25 protein-coding genes are annotated in these 23,064 nt (G+C 64.8%); 11 read left to right on the top strand and 14 right to left on the bottom strand.

The features are described from left to right. Positions 1-53 precede the first annotated feature (53 nt). Entirely contained in the window at positions 54-929 is an 876-nt protein-coding gene (locus tag RPS27_RS26620) for an MBL fold metallo-hydrolase (protein WP_212066210.1), read from the top strand. Positions 930-1,125: 196 nt separating this feature from the next. Here RPS27_RS26620 and RPS27_RS26615 read toward each other — a convergent pair whose 3' ends face one another. Beyond that, a complete protein-coding gene (locus RPS27_RS26615) occupies positions 1,126-1,374 on the bottom strand; it encodes a hypothetical protein (protein ID WP_063194211.1) in 249 nt (82 codons plus the stop codon). A 191-nt stretch (positions 1,375-1,565) separates the two neighbouring features. Here RPS27_RS26615 and RPS27_RS26610 point away from each other — a divergent pair, with 191 nt between their 5' ends. Further along, positions 1,566-2,018: a cupin domain-containing protein gene (locus tag RPS27_RS26610; protein ID WP_211417284.1), complete on the top strand. Its 453-nt coding sequence runs from the start codon at positions 1,566-1,568 to the stop codon at positions 2,016-2,018. Between the two features lie 136 nt (positions 2,019-2,154). Here RPS27_RS26610 and RPS27_RS26605 read toward each other — a convergent pair whose 3' ends face one another. Further along, the gene (locus RPS27_RS26605; RefSeq protein WP_212066211.1) at positions 2,155-3,117 is read right to left on the bottom strand and encodes an alpha/beta hydrolase; all 963 of its coding nucleotides are present in this window, start codon (positions 3,115-3,117) and stop codon (positions 2,155-2,157) included. Between the two features lie 128 nt (positions 3,118-3,245). Here RPS27_RS26605 and RPS27_RS26600 point away from each other — a divergent pair, with 128 nt between their 5' ends. Beyond that, on the top strand, positions 3,246-3,923 hold the full coding sequence (locus tag RPS27_RS26600; RefSeq protein ID WP_212066213.1) for a nitroreductase: 678 nt from the start codon (positions 3,246-3,248) through the stop codon (positions 3,921-3,923). Positions 3,924-3,941: 18 nt separating this feature from the next. Here RPS27_RS26600 and RPS27_RS26595 read toward each other — a convergent pair whose 3' ends face one another. Further along, entirely contained in the window at positions 3,942-4,193 is a 252-nt protein-coding gene (locus tag RPS27_RS26595) for a hypothetical protein (RefSeq protein ID WP_212066215.1), read from the bottom strand. Between RPS27_RS26595 and RPS27_RS26590 the strand changes: the two genes are divergently transcribed. After that, complete coding sequence (locus RPS27_RS26590; RefSeq protein WP_212066217.1) at positions 4,192-6,207, top strand: FIST N-terminal domain-containing protein; 2,016 nt, start codon at positions 4,192-4,194, stop codon at positions 6,205-6,207. The two genes, RPS27_RS26595 and RPS27_RS26590, sit on opposite strands and share 2 nt — an antisense overlap. 123 nt (positions 6,208-6,330) lie before the next feature. Then, entirely contained in the window at positions 6,331-6,534 is a 204-nt protein-coding gene (locus RPS27_RS26585) for a hypothetical protein (RefSeq protein WP_080672188.1), read from the top strand. A gap of 38 nt (positions 6,535-6,572) precedes the next feature. Here the strand turns inward: RPS27_RS26585 and RPS27_RS26580 are convergent, their stop codons facing one another. The 3 genes from RPS27_RS26580 to RPS27_RS26570 are packed head-to-tail and all read right to left on the bottom strand — an operon-like array spanning position 6,573 to position 9,172. Continuing rightward, complete coding sequence (locus RPS27_RS26580) at positions 6,573-7,691, bottom strand: HD-GYP domain-containing protein (protein WP_212066219.1); 1,119 nt, start codon at positions 7,689-7,691, stop codon at positions 6,573-6,575. Positions 7,692-7,739: 48 nt separating this feature from the next. Continuing rightward, positions 7,740-8,066 carry a PilZ domain-containing protein gene (locus tag RPS27_RS26575; protein WP_212066221.1) on the bottom strand — a complete coding sequence of 109 codons (327 nt, stop codon included), beginning with the start codon at positions 8,064-8,066 and terminating at the stop codon, positions 7,740-7,742. Next, positions 8,063-9,172: a DUF2336 domain-containing protein gene (locus RPS27_RS26570; RefSeq protein WP_313754713.1), complete on the bottom strand. Its 1,110-nt coding sequence runs from the start codon at positions 9,170-9,172 to the stop codon at positions 8,063-8,065. The genes RPS27_RS26575 and RPS27_RS26570 overlap by 4 nt, the downstream gene beginning before the upstream one ends. Before the next feature lie 294 nt (positions 9,173-9,466). On the opposite strand from RPS27_RS26570, the gene RPS27_RS26565 reads away from it, so the two are divergent. Continuing rightward, a complete protein-coding gene (locus RPS27_RS26565) occupies positions 9,467-10,414 on the top strand; it encodes an AraC family transcriptional regulator (RefSeq protein ID WP_194408319.1) in 948 nt (315 codons plus the stop codon). Between the two features lie 49 nt (positions 10,415-10,463). Further along, on the top strand, positions 10,464-11,054 hold the full coding sequence (locus RPS27_RS26560; RefSeq protein WP_212066225.1) for an NADPH-dependent FMN reductase: 591 nt from the start codon (positions 10,464-10,466) through the stop codon (positions 11,052-11,054). Positions 11,055-11,101: 47 nt separating this feature from the next. On the opposite strand, the gene RPS27_RS26555 is transcribed toward RPS27_RS26560, so the two are convergent. Together RPS27_RS26555 and RPS27_RS26550 are read right to left on the bottom strand one after the other, a co-directional pair. Then, positions 11,102-13,183, bottom strand: coding sequence for a methyl-accepting chemotaxis protein (locus RPS27_RS26555; RefSeq protein ID WP_212066227.1), 2,082 nt, complete (start codon positions 13,181-13,183; stop codon positions 11,102-11,104). Positions 13,184-13,270: 87 nt separating this feature from the next. Further along, positions 13,271-13,711, bottom strand: a complete 441-nt coding sequence (locus RPS27_RS26550; RefSeq protein WP_313754712.1) for a DUF1810 domain-containing protein — start codon at positions 13,709-13,711, stop codon at positions 13,271-13,273. Positions 13,712-13,912: 201 nt separating this feature from the next. Here RPS27_RS26550 and RPS27_RS26545 point away from each other — a divergent pair, with 201 nt between their 5' ends. The 3 genes from RPS27_RS26545 to RPS27_RS26535 all read left to right on the top strand — a co-directional run bounded on the left by RPS27_RS26545 (position 13,913) and on the right by RPS27_RS26535 (position 16,420). Further along, complete coding sequence (locus RPS27_RS26545) at positions 13,913-14,869, top strand: DUF2778 domain-containing protein (RefSeq protein WP_212066639.1); 957 nt, start codon at positions 13,913-13,915, stop codon at positions 14,867-14,869. A 67-nt stretch (positions 14,870-14,936) separates the two neighbouring features. Further along, the gene (locus RPS27_RS26540; protein ID WP_036000273.1) at positions 14,937-15,194 is read left to right on the top strand and encodes a hypothetical protein; all 258 of its coding nucleotides are present in this window, start codon (positions 14,937-14,939) and stop codon (positions 15,192-15,194) included. Positions 15,195-15,328: 134 nt separating this feature from the next. Then, on the top strand, positions 15,329-16,420 hold the full coding sequence (locus tag RPS27_RS26535) for a TRAP transporter substrate-binding protein (protein ID WP_212066640.1): 1,092 nt from the start codon (positions 15,329-15,331) through the stop codon (positions 16,418-16,420). 154 nt (positions 16,421-16,574) lie between these two features. On the opposite strand, the gene RPS27_RS26530 is transcribed toward RPS27_RS26535, so the two are convergent. The 6 genes from RPS27_RS26530 to RPS27_RS26505 all read right to left on the bottom strand — a co-directional run bounded on the left by RPS27_RS26530 (position 16,575) and on the right by RPS27_RS26505 (position 21,796). Beyond that, a complete protein-coding gene (locus RPS27_RS26530) occupies positions 16,575-17,357 on the bottom strand; it encodes an ABC transporter ATP-binding protein (RefSeq protein WP_212066230.1) in 783 nt (260 codons plus the stop codon). Then, positions 17,345-18,400, bottom strand: coding sequence for a dihydrodipicolinate synthase family protein (locus RPS27_RS26525; RefSeq protein ID WP_212066232.1), 1,056 nt, complete (start codon positions 18,398-18,400; stop codon positions 17,345-17,347). Before RPS27_RS26525 ends, RPS27_RS26530 begins: the two co-directional genes overlap by 13 nt. A 6-nt stretch (positions 18,401-18,406) precedes the next feature. Next, complete coding sequence (locus RPS27_RS26520; RefSeq protein ID WP_212066234.1) at positions 18,407-19,228, bottom strand: GNAT family N-acetyltransferase; 822 nt, start codon at positions 19,226-19,228, stop codon at positions 18,407-18,409. Continuing rightward, a complete protein-coding gene (locus RPS27_RS26515; RefSeq protein WP_212066236.1) occupies positions 19,215-20,252 on the bottom strand; it encodes an NAD(P)-dependent oxidoreductase in 1,038 nt (345 codons plus the stop codon). The genes RPS27_RS26520 and RPS27_RS26515 overlap by 14 nt, the downstream gene beginning before the upstream one ends. A 26-nt stretch (positions 20,253-20,278) precedes the next feature. Then, the gene (locus RPS27_RS26510; RefSeq protein WP_212066237.1) at positions 20,279-21,049 is read right to left on the bottom strand and encodes an ABC transporter permease; all 771 of its coding nucleotides are present in this window, start codon (positions 21,047-21,049) and stop codon (positions 20,279-20,281) included. Between the two features lie 99 nt (positions 21,050-21,148). After that, a complete protein-coding gene (locus tag RPS27_RS26505; protein ID WP_212066239.1) occupies positions 21,149-21,796 on the bottom strand; it encodes a TetR/AcrR family transcriptional regulator in 648 nt (215 codons plus the stop codon). Between the two features lie 100 nt (positions 21,797-21,896). Here RPS27_RS26505 and RPS27_RS26500 point away from each other — a divergent pair, with 100 nt between their 5' ends. After that, positions 21,897-22,901 (top strand): ABC transporter substrate-binding protein, encoded by a 1,005-nt coding sequence (locus RPS27_RS26500; protein WP_212066241.1) that lies wholly within the window; start codon positions 21,897-21,899, stop codon positions 22,899-22,901. The last annotated feature ends 163 nt before the right edge of the window (positions 22,902-23,064 follow it).

Genomic DNA, 23,064 nt, shown 5'->3' with positions numbered 1-23,064 from the left:
TCTTGAATGCTCCGATTCCGTTCGCTACGTTTTCGCCAAAGGGAGCGAACGCCATGAAGCAAATCCGGATCGGCGACATCACCATCGATGCGGTGATCGAGCGGGAGGGGCCGTGGCGGCGGCCGCAGGACTTCTTCCCGGCCTATGACGAAGACGTATTCAAGCGCCATCTGCGGACGATGGAGCCGGAAGTGTTCGACGCCGCGCGCGGCATGATGGTGATCACCTACCAGACTTTTGTCGTGCGCACGCCGCGTTACACGATCCTCGTGGATACCTGCACCGGCGAAGACAAGGGCCATCCGCCGCCGTTCGATTTCCCCGGCAAGGCGCGCTGGAGCAACGAATTGTTCGCGCTCGGCATCTCTTTCGAAGAGATCGACTACGTGTTCTGCACGCATCTGCATATCGACCACACCGGCTGGAATACGACCCTGCGCGACGGTCGCTGGGTGCCGACGTTTCCGAATGCGAAATACGTCTTCCACAAGGGCGAGTATGCGGCATGGGAGGCCGAGCACGCCAAGGGCAACAATCCGCCCGGCACCGTGTTTCGCGATAATTGCCTGCCGATCGTCGAGGCCGGACAGGCGCTCTTGGTCGACGACGAGTATGCGCTCGACGATACCGTCACGCTGACGCCGACGCCGGGCCATTCGCCTTGCCATTGCTGCGTGAACATCTTTTCGAAGGGCCAGCGCGCCGTGGTCGCGGGCGACCTCATGCATCACCAGATCCAGTGCCGCGAGCCGGACTGGTCGGCGCGGCCCGATTGGGATCCGAAGCAGTCGGCGGCGTCGCGGCGAAAGTTCTTTGCGTCCGTCGCGGACACCGACACGCTGATCCTGCCGGTGCATTTTCCGGCGCCGACGGCGGGGTGGATCAGGCCGCGGGAGGGGGCGTTCGATTATCAGTTCAGGCGGGAGTGAAGCAGCGAGCTAATCGCCAGGCTCGTGTCCCGGACGCGGTGCGCCGCGCAGTGCCGCTCCGCTGAGCCGGGACCCATCTCTCGGGCGATACTCGCGGCGGCATGGGCCCCGGCTCTGCAGCGCATCGCTACTGGAGATGCTTCGCATCGCCAGGGTAGCGCTGCGCTGCGCCCGGGGCACCAGAGTGCCACAGCTCTTACGCGCTGACCTCGCACTTCTTCATGAAGCTGTTCTTGGCGGCGCCGGCGAGCGGCTTGCCGTCGGCGCTGACGGCCTTGGGTGTGCAGGCCTCCTGCTTGCACTTCTTCAGGAACGAGGTCTTGGCGGCGCCGGCGAGCGCCTTGCCGTCCTTGCCGACGGCCTTGCTCTCGCAGGTGTCGTCCGCGAGGGCCGAGCCGGCTGCAAAGGTGGCAACGATCGCAGCGAGGAAAATCCGTTTCATCATGGGTGTCTCCCTAAACCAGAAATGGCGGAGAGATTGGAGCCGGGAATCGTGGCGCAATCAAGCTGGATGACGGCCTGTCGTCCGGTCCGCCCGCGATTTTTGGCGCGCGTCGGCCGGCCTGCTGCACTGCTCGCTGACGGCGGTGGGCGATCCTGCTAGGCTTGGCCAGCCGAGCCGGACGGAGCATCGTGATGGACGCCATGATCCCGAAACACCAGGACGCCGCCGATCAGCATTCTCACCTGGTTCGACCGCAAGACATGGACTGGCAGAGAACCCGCTTTCCGGGGTGCGAGGCCAAGACGCTGCTGTTCGACCGGCGCACCGGCCTGATGACCGCCTTGATGCGGTTTGCGCCGGGGGCGGTGCTGCCGGACCACGAGCATGTGGGCATCGAGCAGAGCTGGGTGATCGAGGGCGCGCTCGTCGACAAGGAGGGGCCTGCTCAGGGCATCGCCTGCAAGGCCGGTGAGTTCATCTGGCGCGAGGCGGGGAGCCGGCACGCCGCCTGGTGTCCGGAGGGCGCGCTTATCCTCGCGATCTTCCAGGTGCCGAACAAGTTCTTCGAAGCCGACGGCCGCGTCGTGGACGCCGCCGGTCAGGATTGGGACGAGACGTGGGGCCACACTGGCGTGCAGCGTTGAGTGAGTCCTGTAGCCCGGATGGAGCGCAGTGCAATCCGGGATTGGTGGCCACGTGAGCGATCGAGCGATGCGGTTGGTCTGACCCCGGATTACGCTGCGCTTCATCCGGGCTACGGGCTACCGACTTCGTAGCAAGCTATGCGCCACGCATCAGCAGCGCCTTGAAGTCGGCCCGGGCGCGCTGCGCCTCGGCGCGCGCGACGTCCGAGGCATCGCCCATGCCGAAATAGCCGTGGATCAGGCCGGGGCCTTCATGGTGCTTGACCCGCACGCCGGCGGCTTCCAGCGCCTGCGCATAGGCCGCGCCCTCGTCGCGCAGGGGATCGAACCAGGCGGTGGTGACGACCGCCGGTGCGACACCGGCGAGGGATGCCGCACGCAGCGGCGAGACGCGCCAGTCCGAAGCATGGCCGGGATCGGCGAGATAATGGCCGCAAAACCATTCCATCGTGGCACGCGTCAGGAAGTAACCGTCGGCATTTTCAGCGCGCGAGGGATAGCGCGCGTTCTCGCGCGCGTCGGCGTAGCCGCCGAGGACGTCGGTGACAGGGTAGACCAGCAATTGCGCGGCGAGCTTGAGGCCGGCATCGCGGCAGGCGATTGCGGTGGTTGCCGCGAGATTGCCGCCGGCACTGTCGCCGGCAACGCCGACGCGCTTCGCATCGCCGCCAAATTCCGCGACGCGGTCAAACACATCGCTCACGGCGGCGAAGGCGTCCTCAAAGGCGCCGGGAAAGCGCGTTTCCGGCGGGCGCCGATAGTCGACGGAGACAACGACGGCGCCGGTCTCGATCGCGATGTTGCGGGCCTGCCGGTCGTGAGTCTCGATGTCGCCCGCAACCCATCCGCCGCCGTGGAAGAACACCACGGTCGGAGCGGGCGTGGTGCCGGCCCGGTAGACACGCGCAGGAAGCGGGCCGGCGCCGCCCTTCACCTTGATATCCTCGACGTGATCGACGGGCGGGGGCGGGATGGCGGCGCGGGAGGCAGCCAGTGCCCGCAAGGAATCGCGGGCGCTCTGTGGCGTCATGACAGCGAGGTCGCGCATCGGCATGAGCGGAATGATCTGGGCGATGACGGGGTCGAGCGGCGCAGCCATTTTCGAGTCCTCCAAGTTTCTTGCAGGGTTCTTGGTCTTGCTTGCGGGTTAGCATAGATTTCGCGCGCCGCATCGGCAACCGGCCTCATGTCGGGCCGGCGGATGAACGGGCAGGGAGGTTCCTCGAGGTGGAATTCGAAACGCTGGTCCAGTCGCGCCGCAGCGTGCGCGGCTTCAAGAACAAGCCGGTACCGCGCGCGGTGATCGAGGCGATCATCGAGAGTGCCAAGCGCGCGCCGTCGTCGATGAACACCCAGCCCTGGCATGTGCACGTGCTCACAGGCGGCCCGCTCGAAGAGGTCCGCCGCCGCAACATGGAGGAGATGGTCGGCGGGGCCAAGGTCAAGCGCGACATCATCAGTCACGGCGAGTACCAGGGCGTGCATCGCACGCGGCAGGTCGACATCGCCAAGAAGCTGTTCGGCGCGATGGGCATCGCGCGCGACGACAAGCCGATGCGGCAGGACTGGGTGCTGCGCGGCTTCCGGCAGTTCGACGCGCCGGTCTCGCTGGTCCTGACCTACGACCGCGTGCTCGATCCCGGCGCGGTCTGCCATTTCGACCTCGGCGCGCTCTGCTACGGCATCGTGCTCGCAGCGTGGGACCGCGGTCTCGGCTCCGTCATCAACGGGCAGGGCATCATGCGTTCCGATATTGTGCGCGAGGTCGCGGAGATTCCGGAGGACGAGGTCATCATGACATGCGTTGCGATGGGCTATCCGGATGACGGCTTTGCCGCGAACGCGGTGCGCTCGGATCGCGAGGCGAACGACGACTTCGTGCGCTTCGTCGGCTTCGCCGATTGATGCGCAAACACGCGCGCATCAATCGAAGCCGGCCTTAGAATCGTGCTTCGGCATCGCGTTGATTATCTGCAGCCCGCGAATTTGATTCAGATCAAATGTGCTGGCGCGATCGGTATCATGAGCCCGCAATACCGCGTCGTGCCGTAGTCCTACGGTGGAAATCCGTTGCACAAACGCAGCCGTGCGGCGCGCCTCATAACCGAATGGCAATTTCGAATCCGTAATTGATTCCTTCGAGACGCTGCTCGCGTCGAACAAGGATATTGCCATGCTCTCGTTCTTTTCCCAGGCAAGTCATAAGCAAGCCGCGCCGTCGATCGTTCCGGACCCTCACCATGAGACGCCGGCTTCCCCCGAGCCTTGCGCGATCCGGGTGCTGGAGAGTGACGACCGTCTGCAAAATATTTCCGAGAGCGACTTCGTCGTCGCCGGTGCGCGCGCGCCGCTCGCCATCGCGTTCATCTCGCCGCATTGCGACTTCGCCCGCGTGGTGTCGTTGTTGCAGAGGCTCGCGGGCTCGACGCCGGTGATCGCGATCTCGACCGCCGGCGAATTGTGCTCGGCAAGCCAATCGCTCTACAAGGCGACGGGGGCGAGTTGGTCCTCGGTCGTCGTGCAGGTCTTCCCCGCTGACCTCTTTCAGTCGATCAGCATCCACAGCGTTGGCCTCCACAACGAGGACATCCGCAAGGGAGCACCGTCCAAGGCGCATGACGCGCGGATCGATGCGATCGCCCGAGAACTCGGAACGATCCGCACGCCCTTCGTGATCGACGTACGCGACACCATCGCCTTCGCGCTGGTCGACGGCGTCTCCGCGTCGGAGAACTATTTCATGGAGGCGGTGTACAGGAGCGGCAAGTTTCCGTGCGCCTTCGTCGGGGGCTCCGCCGGCGGCAAGCTCGACTTCAAGAACACCTATCTCTATGACGGCAGGCAGATCCTCGAGAACCATGCTCTCGTCGCCTTCATGAAGCTGGCGCCGGGCCGGGCCTACAGCATCTTCAAGACCCAGAACTTCAAGAAGACCGGCAAGTCCTTCGTCGTCATGGGGGCCGATCCGGACCGGCGCACTGCCTCGGGCGTCCTGGAGGGGAGCGAGATCAAGCCGTTCGCGTCTGCGGTGGCGAAGGCACTGAACACGACACCGGCGAACGTGATGTCGATGATGACGAAGCACTCCTTCGGCATCGAGGTCGGCGGTGACCTGTTCGTGCGCTCGGTCGCCGGCATCGATGCGGAGACTGGCGTCATCTCCTTCTTCTGCGACGTCAATTCGGGCGACAGGCTCGAACTCCTGGAGGCGACCGATTTCGTCGACCAGACGCGGCGCGACCTCGAAGCCTTTCTGCGCGACAAGCCGCCGGCGATCGGCGCGATTCTCAACGACTGCATCCTGCGTCGTCTCAACAACGAGAGCCAGCTCCGCAACATGAGCGGAATGTGGCCGATGCCGGTTGCGGGATTTTCGACTTTCGGCGAGCTGTTCGGAATCAACATCAACCAGACGCTGACGGCGATCGTGTTCTTCGACGTCACGAAGAAGTCGCTGAGCGATCCGTTCATCGACCTGTTCCCGATCCACTATGCGCATTTCGTCGAGTATTTCACGCGCACCCATCTGAACCGCATGGTGCTGCTGAACCGCATCAAGGACGGCATCGTCCAGCGTCTGACGGAGTATCTGAGCGCCAGTGCCACGCTGAGCGGCAAGGTGGAGGGCGCGCTGCAGCAGACGGCGTCGATCAACGCGATCGTGGAGGATATCCGTTCGGTCATCATGGCGAGCGCGCAATCGGCGGCGAAGGCGACCGACACCACGGCGCTGTCGCAGGAGTTTGCCGGCCTCACTCAGGCCATGAACGGATTGCGCGATATCTTGAAGATCATCGACACCATCGCGGGCCAGACCAACCTGCTCGCGCTCAACGCGACCATTGAATCGGCGCGCGCCGGCGAGGCGGGACGGGGCTTCTCGGTGGTTGCGACCGAAGTGAAGAAGCTCGCCAATGACACCAAGAGCAGCCTCACGCGCACCCATGCCTCGATCGAAGGCATGGAAAGCTCGATCGAGTCGCTTGGAGCCAACATCAATGAAACCCGGGGCCAGCTGATCCAGACCCAGGACGGCTACAACAGCATCGTGACCCAGATCGAGGACATGTTCAAGAATCTTCAGTTGATCAACACGGTGCTGTCGGATCTCGAAAGCTTCGTGCGCGACCGCAACGGGGCATTGACGAGCGCGATGGACGACATCGAGACGTTGAAGCGGATCGGCTAGGACGCAGAGTCCGCTCGGGCGCAAATTTCGGTGACGACCATTCAGTTGGCTCTTGCAATCTCGCCGCGCTAGCAGGAACAATAAGCCTCGTGAGAGGTTTGTTGCTGGCGCGAGGGAATTGACATGCGGCGGCTGGCTAGCCTGGTTCGGCGGTTCTTCGGCCCGCGACTGCGGCGCCCGATCGATGAAGATCCAAGTCTTCCTTTCACTCCCGAAGAGTTCGGCCGGCTGATTCGCAGCGGCCGGCATGAGGACATGAAGCTGCTGGCCGACGGGCTGGCCTGCCGGTCCATCCCGCGCCGCGCCAGTTATCGCGCCACGCACTAGGCGGATTTGCTGCGCCGCGATTGCCAGGGCCCGGCGTTTCAACGCGTGAGCGCGACCGGCTTGAACGAGTTCACCAGGGCTTTCTCCAGTTTTCCGCTCATCCCGCGCAGGATGTCGTAGGCTTCCGCACGAGGCATGGTCGGCTTGTAGTGCCGGTGCTCGATCAGAGCTGCGAAGATGTCGGAGATCGTGAGAATCCTCACGATATCGCCGATACTCTCGGCGCAGAGCGCATCGGGATAGCCGCTGCCGTCGAGATATTCGTGATGATGGCGAACGGCATCGAGAATTTCCGGGGAAATCCCGTCGTGTCCCCGCAGAAACTCGTAGCCCGCGGTCGGATGGGTCTTGATCAGGGCGCGTTCCTCGTCGTCGAGGCGGCCCGGCTTGTCGAGAATGGCGGGCGGGATCTGCGCCTTGCCGATGTCGTGGAACATGGCCGCGGAGTAGAGGCGCTCCAGATCGGCTCTTCCGACGCCGAGGCTCAAGCCGAAGTCGATGGCGACGCCGGTCACGAGCAGGCAGTGCTGGTAGGTTCCCTCGTGGTGGCGCCGCACCGTCGTGAGCCATTCCGAAAGGCCCCGTTCGGTGATGCGATCGGCAATCTGGCGGCCGGCCTCCTTGGTGCCGTCGACGTCTAGGGACTGACCGAGGGTGACGGCTGTGAACATCGAGGCGATCGCGGTGGCCGCGGTCTCGACCGCGTTGTCCGACTGTGCGGTCTCGCTCGATGAGACAGAAGACAGGTCCGCCGGATCGGACAGGGCCGCCAGCAGTCTGGGACGATTGATCGTGCCGGGCAGGACGAGCGTCGCCCCGAGCGCGTAGGCTTGCGAGATGCCGACGTGAGAGCTGTGCTCGAGGAGAAATATCCGCTTCTTTGCCTTGGCGAGCTTGCCAGCGCGTTTCTTGATCGCGGCGATGTTGCCGACCTCGCGGAGGTCGGCGCGGACGACGACGGCGGAGGGCACCTGCGAGAGCTTGGCTTGGGCGTCCAGCCGTTCTCCCGCGACGGCGAACCGCTCCTCCAGGATCGAGCAGAGGCCGGTCAGCTTGTCGGAAGTGTCGGCCAGCACATGCACGAAGGTGCGGGCCGGTTCCTTCTCTCGAATGCCGCTCGGCTCGGCGGAGCTGAGGATGGTTCGCGCGTTCTGCACGGCTTGACCTGCGATGTCTCGGGATGGCGGGATGGACTATCGGCTAAATCATCCTGTGGCAGTTTGTGTCTTTGCCGGCGGTGCGCTCTCGGACTTCTTCTTGCCATCTGCTGTGACGAAGTGAACGCCGGCGGTGGTGCCGTCGATCCAGACCAACTCGCAGCGCCGATAGGCGAGTCCGGTCGAGGACAACACCAGGAAAAATTCCTTGGCCTGCAGCACGTCCAGCGTGCCCTCGACCTCGACCTTCGCGCCTGTCTGCGACACGTCGAGCAGAACGCAGCTGCGCCGCCATGTGCCGTCCGAGCCCATCAGGTTGACGGGCTGGCGGTGGTCCATCTTCACGCGAGATGCCTTGCGGCCATCGAACTTCATCGGTTGCCCCCCACTCTCGCGCCGTGTCTTCCGCGACCGTTCCCCTGGGCACCCGCGGCGATTTCCCCCCATCGGACCGTCCACTGACTGGTCGACAGGAGCAGTGTCTCGAAAACATGCTGCGCGCGCTCGCGCTCAGCAAAGGATAGCCTGGTCCCGCCCCGGTTGCTCAGGATGGCAAGCGTGGTCTGCCAGTTCAGCCGCGAAGCCCGGCAGGCCATGACCAGGCCTTCGCAATCGCCGTCGGTCATGACGTGTTCGACAATCTCGATGGGAGCGCCCGAAAGCACCGACAAGGCCGTCACCAAATTGGCGGTCTCGCCGCGGATCGCGAAGCGGTTCACGGTGGAATCGTTGAGCTTGCCGATGCGATTGAGCGCGACGATCTCTGGCCGCGCGCTTGCATAAGCGGCCGGGCCAGGCAGCTTGGGCACAATCGGTATCGCCGCTTGAGCAGGCGAGACGGAGGGAGTCATTGGCTCTGCGCGAGCGCTGGGCTTCGTTGTGGGCGACAGCAATTTTCGCAAGACGGGGTCGGGCGTGCCGGGCCTGAGGGCCAGGGCCTTGGTTAGCTCTTCATCCCTCGTGCACTTCTCGACAAGCGCATCATGAGCGGTATCGGAGAACCGTGTCCCTATATTGTGAATCAGCGCAAGGTGAACGGCGCGGTCTCCGCGCCTGATGAGCGTCTCGGCCAACGCCGGCTCGATGCGCTCCCGGGCAGCGATCGCGAGTTGTTGCCGTTCGCTGCTCGAAATCGCGATGGTATCGAGATCGGACGTGGACAGCGCCTGTGACTTGAGCAGGACGGGGCAGGCCACGTCGGGATCGTCGTGCGCGGCGAGGTGCCGCAACGTCTTCGGCGGAGCCACATTGAGTTCGGCGAGCGCCACACCGAGTTGAACCAATGCGCTGGCCTCGACCCGCTCCGCCAATCGCAGCAGGACGCCGTCGACCACGTCGGCGAGCAATTCCTGAGACCGGTCACCGCTGCCGGTGAGCAGTTGCACAATGCCGTCGAGGATGCGACCGCAACGGTCCAGCGGGCAGGTTGCGACCGCATCTTCCAACTCACCCAAAATATCGGCAGGCGAATTTGCCGTCATGGCAGGAGCCTGAATTTGAAAATGACTTGACGATCTAACGAGCTTCATTGCGCCTTAAGCGCGTTAATGGCATTTTAAGCGAGGAGTATCCCGATACGGGCTAGATCGCCGAATCTCGAAAAACGCTATCGAAATTCGGCGGATATGAAGTCCCGCGTTTTTCTTTTGGTCTTGCCGTCGCCAACTTGCCAAGACACGTTGAGATTGATTTTCTCGGTCCGACGCAAAAACCGAAGCGGGAATGGACCCGGCACTGCCGGACCCCGTGTCGGTGGCGCAGCATTTCCTGTTACCATGAACAGTATTGATGACGTGCCCAGGTTGGCACCCAAGATATTTCGTTTTTCAGACGTCGATGAATTTCGGAATTCCATCCGAGGCCTGAACTTCGAATTCACGCCGTTCGTACGGAGGATTTCGGCCGAGCAGATCATTCTCTCGCTGCCAGGCTGCGACGTGAATTTGACGACGGCATTTCCCCGCGCGGTCGATGCGCAGCTCGTCGAGAATTGCACTGCGGTCGGGTTCACCATGGATGATCTTGATGAGCCCATACGCTTCAATGGCTCGCAGCGTGCCCGTCCGGCCGTTGTCATTGGCGGTGGCGGCGCGGCCTACACCATCATCGAGGAAGTGCAGCGGCAAATCGCCTCGGTGATTTTCAGGCCGGAGGTGACGGATCGTGGCTGGCCACGAGCAGCCAAGAGCTTCAAGATTTTCGAGACCAGCGCAGCTGGCCTGAACCGGTTGCGCGGCATGGTGCGCGAGGTGCTGACCGCGGCTTCAGAGCCGGTCGAAGCGTCGCACATTCCGCTCAAGGCAAGAGCAATGAAAGAATCCCTGCTCGGGGCGGTCGACCATGCGCTGGAAGACGTCGTTTCGGCCCGCTGGACCCAGCGCCCCAACGACGAGCGGAACTTCAGGATATTCCAGGATATCCGCGCGCTCCTGTCCGGTGATCTCTCCCAGCCGATCTATAGCGAGGAGATGGCGCACAAGCTCGGACTGTCCGTCCGCACCATGCACGACGTCGTCCGCCGCTATCGCGGCATGAGCCTGCACCGTTACCTGCGGCTGCGCCGGTTGTGGCTGGTGCGCCAGCGCCTGCTCGCCGGCGCCGACAGCGTCAAGGCCGTGGCGCTCGCCTTCGGCTTCTGGCATCTCAGCGATTTCTCCCGGAGTTACCGCGACCAGTTTGGCGAGACACCGTCGCAAACGTTGGAGCACGGGCGCCGGCGATAGTTTGACAAATCGCGTAGGGCGGCCGCCGGTTTCGTGCTACCGTCCAACCATGAGCAATCGCATTCTCGTCCTCTACGGTTCCTATCGTTCCGACCGCATGGGCATCCGCCTTGCGAATTTCGTCATCAATCGTCTGCGTGGCCGCGGCGAGGACGTCGAATTCATCGACGCCAAGGCGGTCGGCCTGCCGATGCTCGACCGCATGTACAAGGAATACCCTGACGGCAGGGCGCCCGAGGCGCTGGAAAAGCTGGCCGGACAGATCCGCGGCGCCGACGGCTTCGTCTTCGTCACCGGTGAGTACAATTGGGGCATCCAGCCGGGCCTGAAGAATCTCACCGACCATTTCCTCGAAGAGTGGTTCTGGCGTCCGGCCGCGATCGTGAGCTATTCGGCCGGCCGCCTGTCCGGCGCGCGCGCGGCGACCGCGTGGCACGGCACGCTGTCGGAGATGGGCATGGTGGTGGTGTCGAGCACCATCGGCGTCGGCCCGATCGCGCAGACCTTGTCGGCCGAGGGGGAGCCAATCGGCGAGGGTGGCAAGGCGCTGGAGCGCGCGTTCCCGCGCTTTGCCGACGATCTGACGTGGTGGATCGAGGCGGCCAAGGCGCAGCGGGCCAGGAAAGCGCCGCCTTATTAGGCCCTGCTGTGTAGCCCCGCTGGCTCCATCCGCGCTACGTAATCGGCTTACGCCGCCCTGACCTCGCCGAGGAAGCGGTCGAATTGTCCCGCGAGATCGCGCGACTGGGTCGAGAGCTGCTCGGCGGCGACCAGCACTTCCCGCGCGGCGGCGCCGGTATCGTCGGCGGCGCGCTGCACACCCGATATGTTGGTGTTGACCTCCTGGGTACCGCGCGCAGCCTCCTGGACGCTGCGGGCGATCTCCTTGGTGGCCGAGCCCTGTTCCTCGATCGCCGCGGCAATCGCGGTGCCGATCTGGTCGATCTCGCCGATGACGTCGGCGACGTTGCGGATCGCGGCCACGGTCTCGTCGCTCGCGCTCTGGATCGCCGTGATCTGCTCGGAGATTTCGGTCGTCGCCTTGGCGGTCTGGCCCGCCAGCGACTTCACCTCGGAGGCAACCACGGCAAAGCCGCGGCCGGCATCGCCGGCGCGGGCGGCCTCGATCGTGGCGTTGAGCGCGAGAAGATTGGTCTGCTCGGCGATGCTCTGGATCAGCGTGACGACGTCGCCGATCTTCTGGGCGCCCTCGGCGAGCATGCGCGCGGTGTCGCCGGTGCGGCGGGCGTTGTCGACGGCGCGGGCAGCGATCTCGGTGCTCTGCGCGACCTGACGGCCGATCTCGGAGATCGAGGAGGTCAGCTCTTCGGTGGCACTCGCGACCGTCTGCACGTTGGTCGAGGTCTGCTCGGAGGCGGCGGCGACGACCGCGGCCTGGCTGTTGGTCTGGGCCGCCGTCGAGGTCATCGACTGCGCGGTGCTCTCCATGGTCGAGGAAGCCCGGGACAGGCCGCCGACGAGCTCGGTGACCTTGGCCTCGAATGCGCGGGTGAGCTCGTCGAGTGCCTGCGCGCGGCGCATCTTGCCGTCGTTCTCGGCCTGCTTCTCGGCGGCGAGCCGGTCGGCCCGGATCATGTTGTCCTTGAAGACCTGAACGGCCGCGGCCATCGCCCCGATCTCGTCGGAGCGCTCGGCGCCGGGGATGGCGTCCGCAACCTCGCCCTCGGCAAGTCGCGACATCCGGCCCGTCAGGTTGACGATCGGCGCGCAGACGCGGCGGCGGACCATCACGATCAGGCCGACGCTCGCGATCAGCACGGCGGCAAGGCCTGCAAGGGCGATGGTGAAGCTGGTGCGCGCGGCGGAGGAAGCCCCGGCGAGGATCTGCTCGGAATTGTCATAGAACGCGTCGCGGACCTCGATGATGGTGCTGAGGCCGCGCTGCGTGGCGGCGTAATAGGTCTCCATGTCGTGTTCGTACTTGCCGCTGACGGCGCCGTCCTTGACGAGCTTGAGCTCGCGGCCGAACTCCTCGACATAGATCGAATTGAACTTCTCCAGCGCCGCGGCAACGTTCGCAGGCGTTGCCGGATTGCCGCGCAGTTCGAGCAGCGCCATCACGAGCTGGTCGTTGCGGCCCTGCGAGCGACCGATGTCGGCCTTCTCGGTGTCGGTCGCCGGTTTCTTGCCGCCGACGAGATTCTTGTGCAGGCTGGAGTTGAAGCCGCCGACGTCGCGCAACGTCATGGCCGTGTTGGCGTAGCTCGCCTGCCGGTAGGCGTCGCCGTTCAGGATCGCCATGCGGCGGACCTGCTCGTTGAGCAGCGCGGTCACGCCGCTGTTGAGCACGGCATTGTCGGCGACGATCTTCTTGGCGGCGTCCTTGCGCGCCTCGGCCGGTCCGGTGAGCGCCTTGTCGATGGCCTCGCGCAGCGCGGTGAATTTCGCGTTGATGTCGTCGATATTGCTGCCGATGGTCGCGCCGTCGTCGAACGCGCCGGGCAGCTCCTTGCGCAGCGCATTCATCTTGTCGCGGGCGCCGTCGGTCTGCTTGCGCAGCTTGTTCTGTTCAGTGAGCAGCGCCGGGTCGATGGTCGCAGGCCCGTAGAGGATGTTGGTCGAAAAGCCGCGCTCGGGGTTGAGATAGCGCGGGATGTCGCTGGCAGCGCGTGCGATCGCGAGCCTGCCCTGAGCCTCGCTGATCCGGTCCATCGTCTGGTACTTCGTCACGGCGACGTAGACGGCGAGGCCGCCGCCCACGGTCGAGAGCGAGACGATGGCGGTGGTCAGGAGTGTACCGATTTTCATGATCTATCCGGCAAATAACGGAGAATTATTTTGCCCGGACGATAGTTTGCCCGTGTTAATCCCGGGTTTACGCTGTCCACCCTCAGCCTAGCCGGATGCGCGGTCGAGCCTGGCGAGGATCTCCAGCGTGGCGCTGTCGCGTTCGCCTGCGAAATACCGGGCGAGCGCGTCACCGAAAATGGGCTGATCGGACACCGCGCCGAACAGCGTCATCGACGAGCGGAATTTGGCATCATCCGGCGCGCCGAGGATCGCGTTGATGCTCCGGCCCTCGACGCCGAGGATGAGGCCGGTGCATTCGACCAGGCGCGCCCCGAGCACCGGATGGGCGAGGTAGGCCTCGGCCTCGGCACGGGAGCCGATGGCGTAGCGCTGCGACATGGCGCTGACGCCGAGACCGGCGATTTGCGGGAAGATGAACCACATCCAGTGAGTCTGCTTCCGGCCCCTCGCCAGCTCCCCCTCGACGGCGCGAAAAACCGGGTCCTGGGCCCTGACGAAGCGCTCTAGATCGAAAGGATCGGACATTGGATACCTTGGGGATGCCCTGTGGAGCCCTTGCCGGCCGCGATTATGCCTAACTTTTGGCTCCCAATGTGGTAGCTGGTATAGAGTCTCCGGGCGGGGGTTGGGCCCCCCGGGGGTCGATTTGGGGATCTGATGGTTTCCGACCGCGCAAGCGCCGACAGGCTGTTGTCGCGCCGCCGTATAGGGCGGCCCGAGCGCGTTTTGCTGTCTCTGGCTGCCGTGGCGCTGGCGCTGGGCGCGGCCGCCTGGGTCGCGGACATCGGCGATTCCCGCTCGCTGGTCACTGCGGCACTGCCGCCGGCCACCAATGGCCCGTCTTTCGAAGACCGTTTTGCCTCGGCATCGGGCAATCCGTCGGCCCGCGAGCTTGGCCTGCGAACGGTGGAGCGTTCCGCGTTGAACGCAGTCCAGCTCAAGCTGCGCGATGCCAAGGCGATGCTGGCCCAGAAACTCCAGGGCGACGAGTGGCGCTCGACCCTGACCGAAGACGACCGGCAGACGGTTGACGAGACCAGGCCCGCCACGCAGCGCGCCGACGCGGTTCCCATGCCCCGCTCGCGCCCGACGCAGGCGGATTTCTCCGCCCAGATCGCGTCCAGCCAGGCCTATGCCGAGACCAACCCCAGGGTCGACAACCGCAACTTCTTCGAGAAATTCACCGACAAGATCAGGCTGGCCTCGCTGACGCCGGGCGACGGCCTGTTCGGCAAGGCGCCCGATCTCCAGGCCCTCGGCTACGATTCGCGCACGGCGGTCTATGACATCAAGGCCAAGGCGCTTTACCTGCCGAGCGGCGTCGCGCTGGAAGCCCATTCCGGCATGGGTGCGCTGATGGACGACCCCGATCATGTCGACCAGCGCATGGTGGGGGCGACCCCGCCCGCGATCTACGATTTGAAGCCACGCGAAAAACTGTTCCACGGCATCCGCGCCCTGCGCTTGACGCCGACCGAGGGCACCAGTGCGCTCGGCCGCGTCGGCCTTCTCACCCACAGCTACATGCTCGGGCCGCGCGGCGATTCCAACGGCTGCGTCTCGATCAAGGACTATGATCGTTTCCTCAAGGCCTGGGACAATGGCGAGTTCAACCGCCTTGTCGTAGTGCCGAGCCTGAGTGGATCGGCGACTGCCTCGCAGCGCGCGAGCACCGACTCCTGATATTTGCCTGCTTGCTGTGGGGCTGCCGTTTCCCCTTCGTTAAGCCGTCATCGTCCAGAAGCAGCCCATGAGTGATCCATCAAATTCCGAGACCCCGCTGCGTACGACGTTCAAGATCAAGTTGAACGGCGACACGCTGGCGATCGCGACGGTCGGCCAGGCCTATCAATTCCTCACCAACTTCAAGTCGGTCGAGTGGATGGAATTCCGCTCCCTGCACGAGGATGCCGTCGCGGCCCTGGAAGGCGCTGCCGGTAATGCGATGCTGGCGGTGCAGGCGACCAACGCGGTGCGCGCGCTGTTCGTCAGCGCCAAGCTGCTCTGAGGGCTCTTCAGCTCCCGGCGACCGGCCGTTCTGTCGCATCTTGAACTCTGCTTTAGGAACGGGCAAACGGTCCGCGAAGACCGTCGCCGCAAAACCCATATGTTTGAAAACTGAATTCAACGGAGATTGCCATGATGAAACGCCGTACGTTCCTCAAGGGCGGCGCGGTTGCCGGCGCGACGACGCTGGTTGCTGCCCCTGCGATCGCGCAGAGCGCGCCCGAGATCAAATGGCGCCTGACCTCGAGCTTCCCGAAGTCGCTCGACACCATCTACGGCACGGCGCAGATCTTCGCGAAATATGTTGCCGAGGCCACCGACAACAAATTCCAGATCCAGACCTTTGGCGCCGGCGAAATCGTGCCGGGCTTGCAGGCGCTCGACGCCGTCAGCACCGCCTCGGTGGAGATCGCGCAGACCCCGCTCTATTTCTACATCGGCAAGGAGCCGGCGCTGGCCTATGCCACCGGCGCGCCGTTCGGCATGAACCATCGCCATCAGGAATCGTGGTGGCACTTCGGCGGCGGCGCCGACCTCACCAATGAGGCGCTGAAACCGTTCAAGGCGCACGCGATCCTGTGCGGCAATTCCGGCACCCAGATGGGCGGCTGGTTCCGCAAGGAGATCAAGACCGTCGACGACCTCAAGGGCCTCAAATTCCGCATCGCCGGCATGGGCGGCCATGTACTGGCCAAGCTCGGCGTCGTGCCGCAGCAGATCGCGGGCGGCGACATCTATCCGGCACTGGAGAAGGGCACGATCGACGCGGTCGAGTTCGTCGGTCCCTATGACGACGAGAAGCTCGGCTTCCACAAGGTCGCCAAGTACTATTACTTCCCCGGCTGGTGGGAAGGCGGCGCCATGCTGCACATGGTCGTCAACGACGAGAAATGGGCCTCGCTCCCCAAGCAGTACCAGGCGATCGTCAACCAGGCAGCCTCGGCGGCCGGCGCCTGGATGCTGGAAAAATACGACAGCGTGAATCCGGCGGCGCTGAAGCGGCTGATCGCCAATGGCGCGGAGCTGAAGGCGTTCCCGCAGCCGGTGATGGAAGCCTGCTACAGCGCGGCCCAGGACCATCTGAACGAGCTCGCCGCCAAGAGCGATCTGTTCAAGCGGACCAAGGAGAGCCACGACGCGTATATGAAGGAGCTGCTGTTCTACACGCAGATCGCGGAAAACTTTTACGACAACTATTTGCTCGGCAAGATGCGCAACAAGAGCTGATAGACGCCATCATTCCGGGGCGCGCCTCTCGGGCGCGAGCTGTGATGCGCAATTGCGCATCCGAGAAGCCATGTCACCGCCTGTCCTGCTGCCCCATGGATTTCCGGGTTCGCGACTTCGTCGCGCCCCGGAATGACAGCGGAGAGGTGGCTTGTCAGGCCGCGCCCAGCCCCAGCTTCGCGTAGATCCTTCGCGCATAGGCGCCGAACGCATCCGTCGTCTTCAACGGCAGATCGCGCGGGAAGGGCAGGTCGATCGGGAAATAGTCGGCCATCTTCGCAGGTCCCGCCGTCAGCACGGCGCAATGCGAGGACAGGAACACGGCCTCCTGGATCGAATGCGTGACGAAGATGATGGTTTTGCCGCTCTCGCGCCAGATCCGCTGCATCTCCAGATTCATCTGCTCGCGCGTCAGCGCATCGAGCGCGCCGAACGGCTCGTCCATCAGGATCAGCTTGGGATCGTGGATGAAGGCGCGCGCGATCGCGGTGCGCTGCTGCATGCCGCCGGAGAGCTCTCGCGGATATTTCTGCTCATAGCCGGCGAGCCCGACGAGGTTGAGCAGGTCGCGCGCCCGCTCGCGCGCGGCCTTCATCGGCAGGCCGACGATCTCGGCCGGCAGCAGCACGTTGTCCAGGATGTTGCGCCATTTCAGCAGCAGCGCCTGCTGGAACACCATGCCGATGTCGCGGCTCGGATCGAACGGGCTACCGGCATTGCCGATCCTGACGGTGCCGCCGTCGGCGCCGTGCAGGCCGGCCAGAATCTTCATCACCGTCGTCTTGCCGCAGCCGGACGGGCCGACCAGCGAGACGAGCTCGCCTTCCTGCACGTCCATCGTGACGTCGGACACCGCCAGGAATTCGGCGCCGCCGCTGCGATAGACCTTGCGGACGCCCTGCAGGCTGATGAAGGGGGTTGGACTCATGCCAGCCATTTGTTCAGGTTCGCGGTGACAAAAGTATCGTCGCTGAGGTCGGCGTGCTCGCGCGTGACGCGATCGATCTCCTCCTTCTGGCCGGGACTGAGGCCCTCGTTCGGATCGAGGCACCACAGGCCCTGCAATAGGCCCTGGCGGCGCAGGATTTCGTGGCAGCCGGCGATGCAGCCGTGAAAATTGTTGGCGACGTCGAAGAAGGCGCTGTTGCAATCGGTGACGCGGGCATCGAGGGCGAGCAGGTCGGCCGGGACGCTGTCCTTGTGCCGCGCCGCCTTGCAACGCTCGAACTGCTTGATGGCGCTCGCGGTCCACACCGACCAATGGCCGAGCAGGCCGCCCTTGAAATAGGTGCGCGTGGTGACGCCCTTGTCGCGCAGGTCGAACGGCAGCATCAGGTCGAGCAGGATGTGATCGTCATTGCCGGTGTAGAGCGCGACGCGGTCGAGCGCGCCGGCCGCCGCGACGCCGCGCAGCACGTCGAGCGTCCGGTAGCGGTTGAACGGCGCGATCTTGATGGCGATGACGTTGTCGATCGAGGCAAAGCGCTGCCAGAACCGGCTCGACAGGATGACGCCGCCGACGGCGGGCTGCAGGTAGAAGCCGACCAGCGGGATTTCCGCGGCGACCGCCGTGCAATGCGCGATGATTTCGTCCTCGGAGGCGCTCTTCATCGCGGCAAGGCTGAGAAGGCCGGCGTGATAGCCGATGTCACGGGCGGTGCGGGCTTCGGTGACCGCCTGCGCGGTCGGACCTGCAAGCCCCGCGACCATCGCCAGCGGACGCTTGGTCCAGTTGGCGGCTGTCTCGGCGGCAAGCTCGAGCACGGGGCGGTAGAGGCCGACATCGCGGATCGCGAATTGCGTCGTGTGCACGCCGACCGCAAGGCCGCCTGAGCCTGCGTCGATGTAATAGCGCGTCAGCGCGCGCTGATGCGTCTTGTCGAGCTGGCGCTCGGCGGTGAGCGCGAGGGGGTGCGCCGGCAGCACGGTGCCGTCGGCGATCAGCTTGCGGATGTCAGCGTCGATCTGGCTGTGGTGCATGATGTCCTATCCGAATTCGGGGCCGGCGACGGCGAATGGGGTTTCCTCACCCATGACGGTGGCGGGGCCGAACCGCATGCGCTGGAACGGGCGCTCGACACTCCAGCCGGTGGCCGTCAAGCCTTCGAGGAACGAGGCTTGCGACGCGACGGCGTCGAGCAGCAGCGGGCCTGTCTCGGATCGCACGATCGCGTCAACCAGAGCCAGGGCTGCCGCGGCATTGTCGGCAAGCAAGGGACCGATATGGCGGGCGGTCCGGCCGTCTCGCACCAGCGCGATGGCGCCGTTCGCGGCGACGATACGCGAGCCGGAGCGCTGCACGAAGGCGGAGAGGAGTGCGGTCCGGTCGAAACCGGTGGCGCGCCAATCGCGCGCACGAAGCGCATCGAGCGTTGCGGATGATATTGGCGGTGCTTCGGCCCGCGCGGCCTTCACCAGCTTCAGGCGGCGCAATTGCAGGGTCGGCATGAACCCCAGCGGTCCGTAGACGGCAGCGCCGTCGGGCGTCGCATCGAGCCAGCTGGTCAGGCCGTTCTTTCGTGCCGTTTCCAGGCAGGCGTCGACGAGACGGGTGGCAAGGCCGCGGCGGCGATGCGTTGCTGATACCAGCACCATGCTGATCCAGGCATTGTTGCCGGAATAGGGCAGCAAGGCTGCGGTTGCGACCAGCCGCATGCCGTCGCGAATGCCGAAGACGATGCCGTCGCGCAGGAAAATGCGCCAGTCCTCCTCGGTCTGGTTCCACCGCGCTTCCGTCGACAACGCCAGGCCTGCGATCGCGTCGTCGATGCCGAGCTTGATGATGGGCGGGGCGTCAGTAACGGCCATCGCGCACCTCGTATTTGGTCGGCTTGCCGAGGCTCGGCATGGCGCGCGAGACCCAATCCGCGGTCCAGGCGATCAGCTGCTCGGTGTCGACGACGGGAAGGCCGAACAGCTCGACCGCCTTGGAGGTGTCGGTCAGCCATGCGGTCGGCTCCTCCTTGCCCGTCAGCACCGGGGCGCGGCCGAACCTCGCGCCGAATTTCTGCGCGAGATCGCGCACGGCCAGGATCTCGTGGCCGCTGACATTGATCGGCGAGGTCGGTGTGGTGCAGTGGGCAAGGCAGCGCAGCGCCTGCGCGGAGGCATCGCCCTGCCAGATGAAGTTGACGTGGCCGAGGCTGACGTCGATCGGCGTGCCCGCGAGCACCTTCGTTGCGATGTCGTGCAGCACGCCGTAGCGCATGTCGATCGCGTAATTGAGGCGGAACAGGCGCCCGGGCGTTGCAAATTTGTGCGAGAAATATTCGAACATCCGCTCGCGGCCGACGCAGGATTGCGCGTATTCGCCGGGTGGGTTCGGGGCCATCTCCTCGGTCGAGCCTTTGCCGTCGACGGGCACGAACGGATAGATGCAGCCGGTCGAGAACGCCACGATGCGCGAGGAGGGGAAGGCCTGTGCGACCAGCGCCGGCACATGCGCGTTCATCGCCCAGGTCAGCGCCAGATCGCCCTCGGCCCCGAACTTGCGGCCGGCCATGAAGACGATGTTCGGCGCCTTCGGCAGCGCCGCGATCGCTTTCTCGTCCATCAGGTCGCAGCTGATGGTTTCGACGCCGCGCGCGTGCAGCCAGTCCTTCACGCCGGCCTCGCTGAAGCGGGCGACGCCGATGACGCGGCGTTCGGGCGCGGCCGCTTTCGCGAGCCCCGCCAGCGTCGGCCCCATCTTGCCGCCGACGCCGAGGATCATGATGTCGCCCTCAACCTTCTTGAGATCGTCGATCAGGGCCTGCGTCGGCCGGCACAAGAGATCGTCGAGGGCTGCGATATCGGGGATGGCCTTCGGCAGCGTCTGGCGAGTGAGCAGCATGGTTCTCTCCTTTAGGTCTGCCGTTGCTAAGTCTGCCTGGCGTCGCCGACCACGAACATGCGTTCGAGGGCGAGGACGAGGCCGTAAAGCGCGACGCCGAGCAGCGTCAGCAGCACGACCGCCATCACCATCGCGGGCGTGTCGAGCGAGGACTGCACCTGGATCATGAGGTAGCCGAGCCCGCGCTCGGAGGCGATGAACTCGCCGACGATGGCGCCGGCCACCGCCAGGATGGCGCCGACCTTCATGCCGGAGAAGATGTAAGGCAGCGATCCCGGCAGCTGGATCTTGCGGAATAGCGTCCAGCGCGAGCCGCGCAGCGATTTGACGAGATCGAGCAGATCCGGCTCGACCTCGCGCAGGCCGCGCGCGGTGGTGAGCAGGATCGGGAAGAAGCAGATGCTGAATGCGATCAGGATGTTCGGCACGATGCCGTAGGAGAACCAGACGATGAAGAGCGGGCCGAGCGCGACCTTCGGGATCATGTTCAGCGTCACGAACAGCGGCAGCAGCACGAGGCTGAGCAGCGGTGCCCAGCTGAAGATCACCGCGAGCGCGACGCCGACGAAGGCGCCGAGCGCGAAGCCGCCGAGGATCTCGACCGCCGTCACCAGCGTGTTGGCGCCCCAGGCATAGCCGGTGATGCCCAGGGTCTGCACCGTCGCGAGCGGCGAGGGCAGGATGAATTTCGGCACGTGGAAGGCGTCGACCGCGACCTGCCAGAGCACGAGCACGGCGAGGTGCACGATCAGGATGATCGCAAAGCTGCGCGAGGTGCGTGCCCCATCTCCTGCCACCGCTTGCTCCCTGTTGGCGCGGCGACGATGCCGCAAATCTTCAGCCTAAGCAGTCACGAGCCTAGCCGCCTTCGGGGAAAGTTTCAACCAATTGGTTGATTAGGGCCGGAGCGACTGCAGCACCAGATCAGCGACATGGCGGCGGCGGGCGCTGCGCTGGCTGCGGCTCGACAGGTCCTTGCCGAAGATCGCCGACAATGTCGGTGTGTTGGAGAAGAAGAAATAGCTAAGGCCCGCAATGGAGATATAGAGCTGGACCGGGTCGATCCCCTTGCGGAACACGCCCGCGCGCACCCCTTCGTTGAGGATATGCGAAACGCTCTTCACGAGCGGGGAGTGCATCGCTTCCAGCCGCGTCGAGCCGCGGACGTGGCGGGCGCCGCCGCGGTTCTCGTCGTTCAAAAGCACGATGAAATCCGGGTTTGCGGCCAGATGGTCGAACGAGGCCTCGATCAGCTTGCGGATCGCCTTTTCCGGCGGCAGGCCTTCGAGGTTGAGCTTGCGCTCCTGCTCGCGGATGTCTTCATAGACCCATTCGAGCACGGCGAGGTAGAGCGCGTCCTTGTCGCCGAAATAGTGGTAGACGAGCTGCTTGTTGACGCCGGCGCGCATCGCGATCTCGTCGACGCGGGCGCCCGCAAAGCCGTGCCGGGCGAATTCCAGGCGGGCCGCGGTGAGCAGCTTCTTGCGGGTGGCGACGGGGTCGCGGCGCTGCGGCACGGTGTCACCAGATCGTTTTGCGGGCATTTCCAACCAAACAGTTGACAAGTGGAGGGCGGGCTTGTTGCATTGGTATCCTCACGAGGGGAGAGCGACAAGCCGGGTCGCTGGCATGAGGAGAGATGCGATGAAGCGTTTGCAGGCGGCTGTTGTGGCCCTGATGCTCGGTTTGCCGGCGCTGCCGGCGAGCGCGGGCGAGGCGGTCAACCTGATCCTCAACTGGACGCCGACGGCCGACCACTCGCCGTATTATTACGCCAAGGCGCAGGGCTGGTACGAGAAAGCAGGCATCGACCTCTCCATCGAGGTCGGCAAGGGCTCCGGCGTCTCCGCCGCCAAGGTCGGCTCCGGCGGCTCGCCCTTCGGCGTCGCCGATCTCGCCACCATGCTGGTGGCCAAGAGCAAGGGCGCCGACACCGTTGCCGTGATGAGCGTCTACGCCAATACCGGGCAGACCTTCTACTGGCTGAAAAGCTATGGCGTGAACGGGGTGAAGGATTTTGCCGGCCACAAGATCGGCAATCCGCCCGGCGATGCCTCGCGCGTGATGTGGCCGGCCTTCGCCAAAGCCGCAGGGCTCGCGCCGGACTCCGTCGGTTTCGTCAATGTCGGGCCGACCGCGAAGATCGCGGCCCTGAAGAGCCACACCGTCGACATCATCAGCGACTTCTACAACGAGCACGACCTGAAGGTGATCGAGTTCGGGCCCGACCTCGGCTACGTCAACTGGAAGGACATCGGGCTCAATCCCTACGGCAATTCGCTGATCGTCAACGGCGCGTATTTGCAGAAGAACCCGAAGGTCGTCGAAGACTTCGTGCGCGTCACGCAGAAGGCCTTTGCCGCCTGTGTTGCCGACGCCACGCCGTGCCTGAAGGCGCTGCTCGACCAGGTCTCCGGTCTCGACAAGGAGAACCAGGAGCGCCAGTGGGAGCGCATCAAATTCCTGATGACGGACGAGTTCACCACCACCAAGGGCCTCGGCTGGATCGACGGCGAGCGGATGAAGAAGGATTACGAGCTGGTCCAGACCTATCTCGGCATGGAGAAGCCGTTCGACGTGACCACGGTGTTCACGACGAAGATGCTGGATCCGAACATCAAGATGGATGCGAGCAAGGTGAAGAAGTAGGGAGCAGCACTTGCCCCGTTCTCCGCACGTGCTCTGGACGCAGCGCAGCGTCCCTTAGACGGTGCGCTGCAGGGCCGGGGCCCATTTTGCCGAGAGCATGATCCGGGAGGGGGGCCGGCTCTGCGCAGCAGCGTTGCACGCTGCAGCGCGTCCGGGACACGAA

Source organism: Bradyrhizobium sp. WYCCWR 12699 (genome assembly GCF_032144035.1).
Classification (GTDB): Bacteria; Pseudomonadota; Alphaproteobacteria; order Rhizobiales; family Xanthobacteraceae; genus Bradyrhizobium.
The sequence above is the reverse complement of the archived record's forward strand: the minus strand, read 5'-3'. Positions and strand labels throughout refer to the sequence as shown.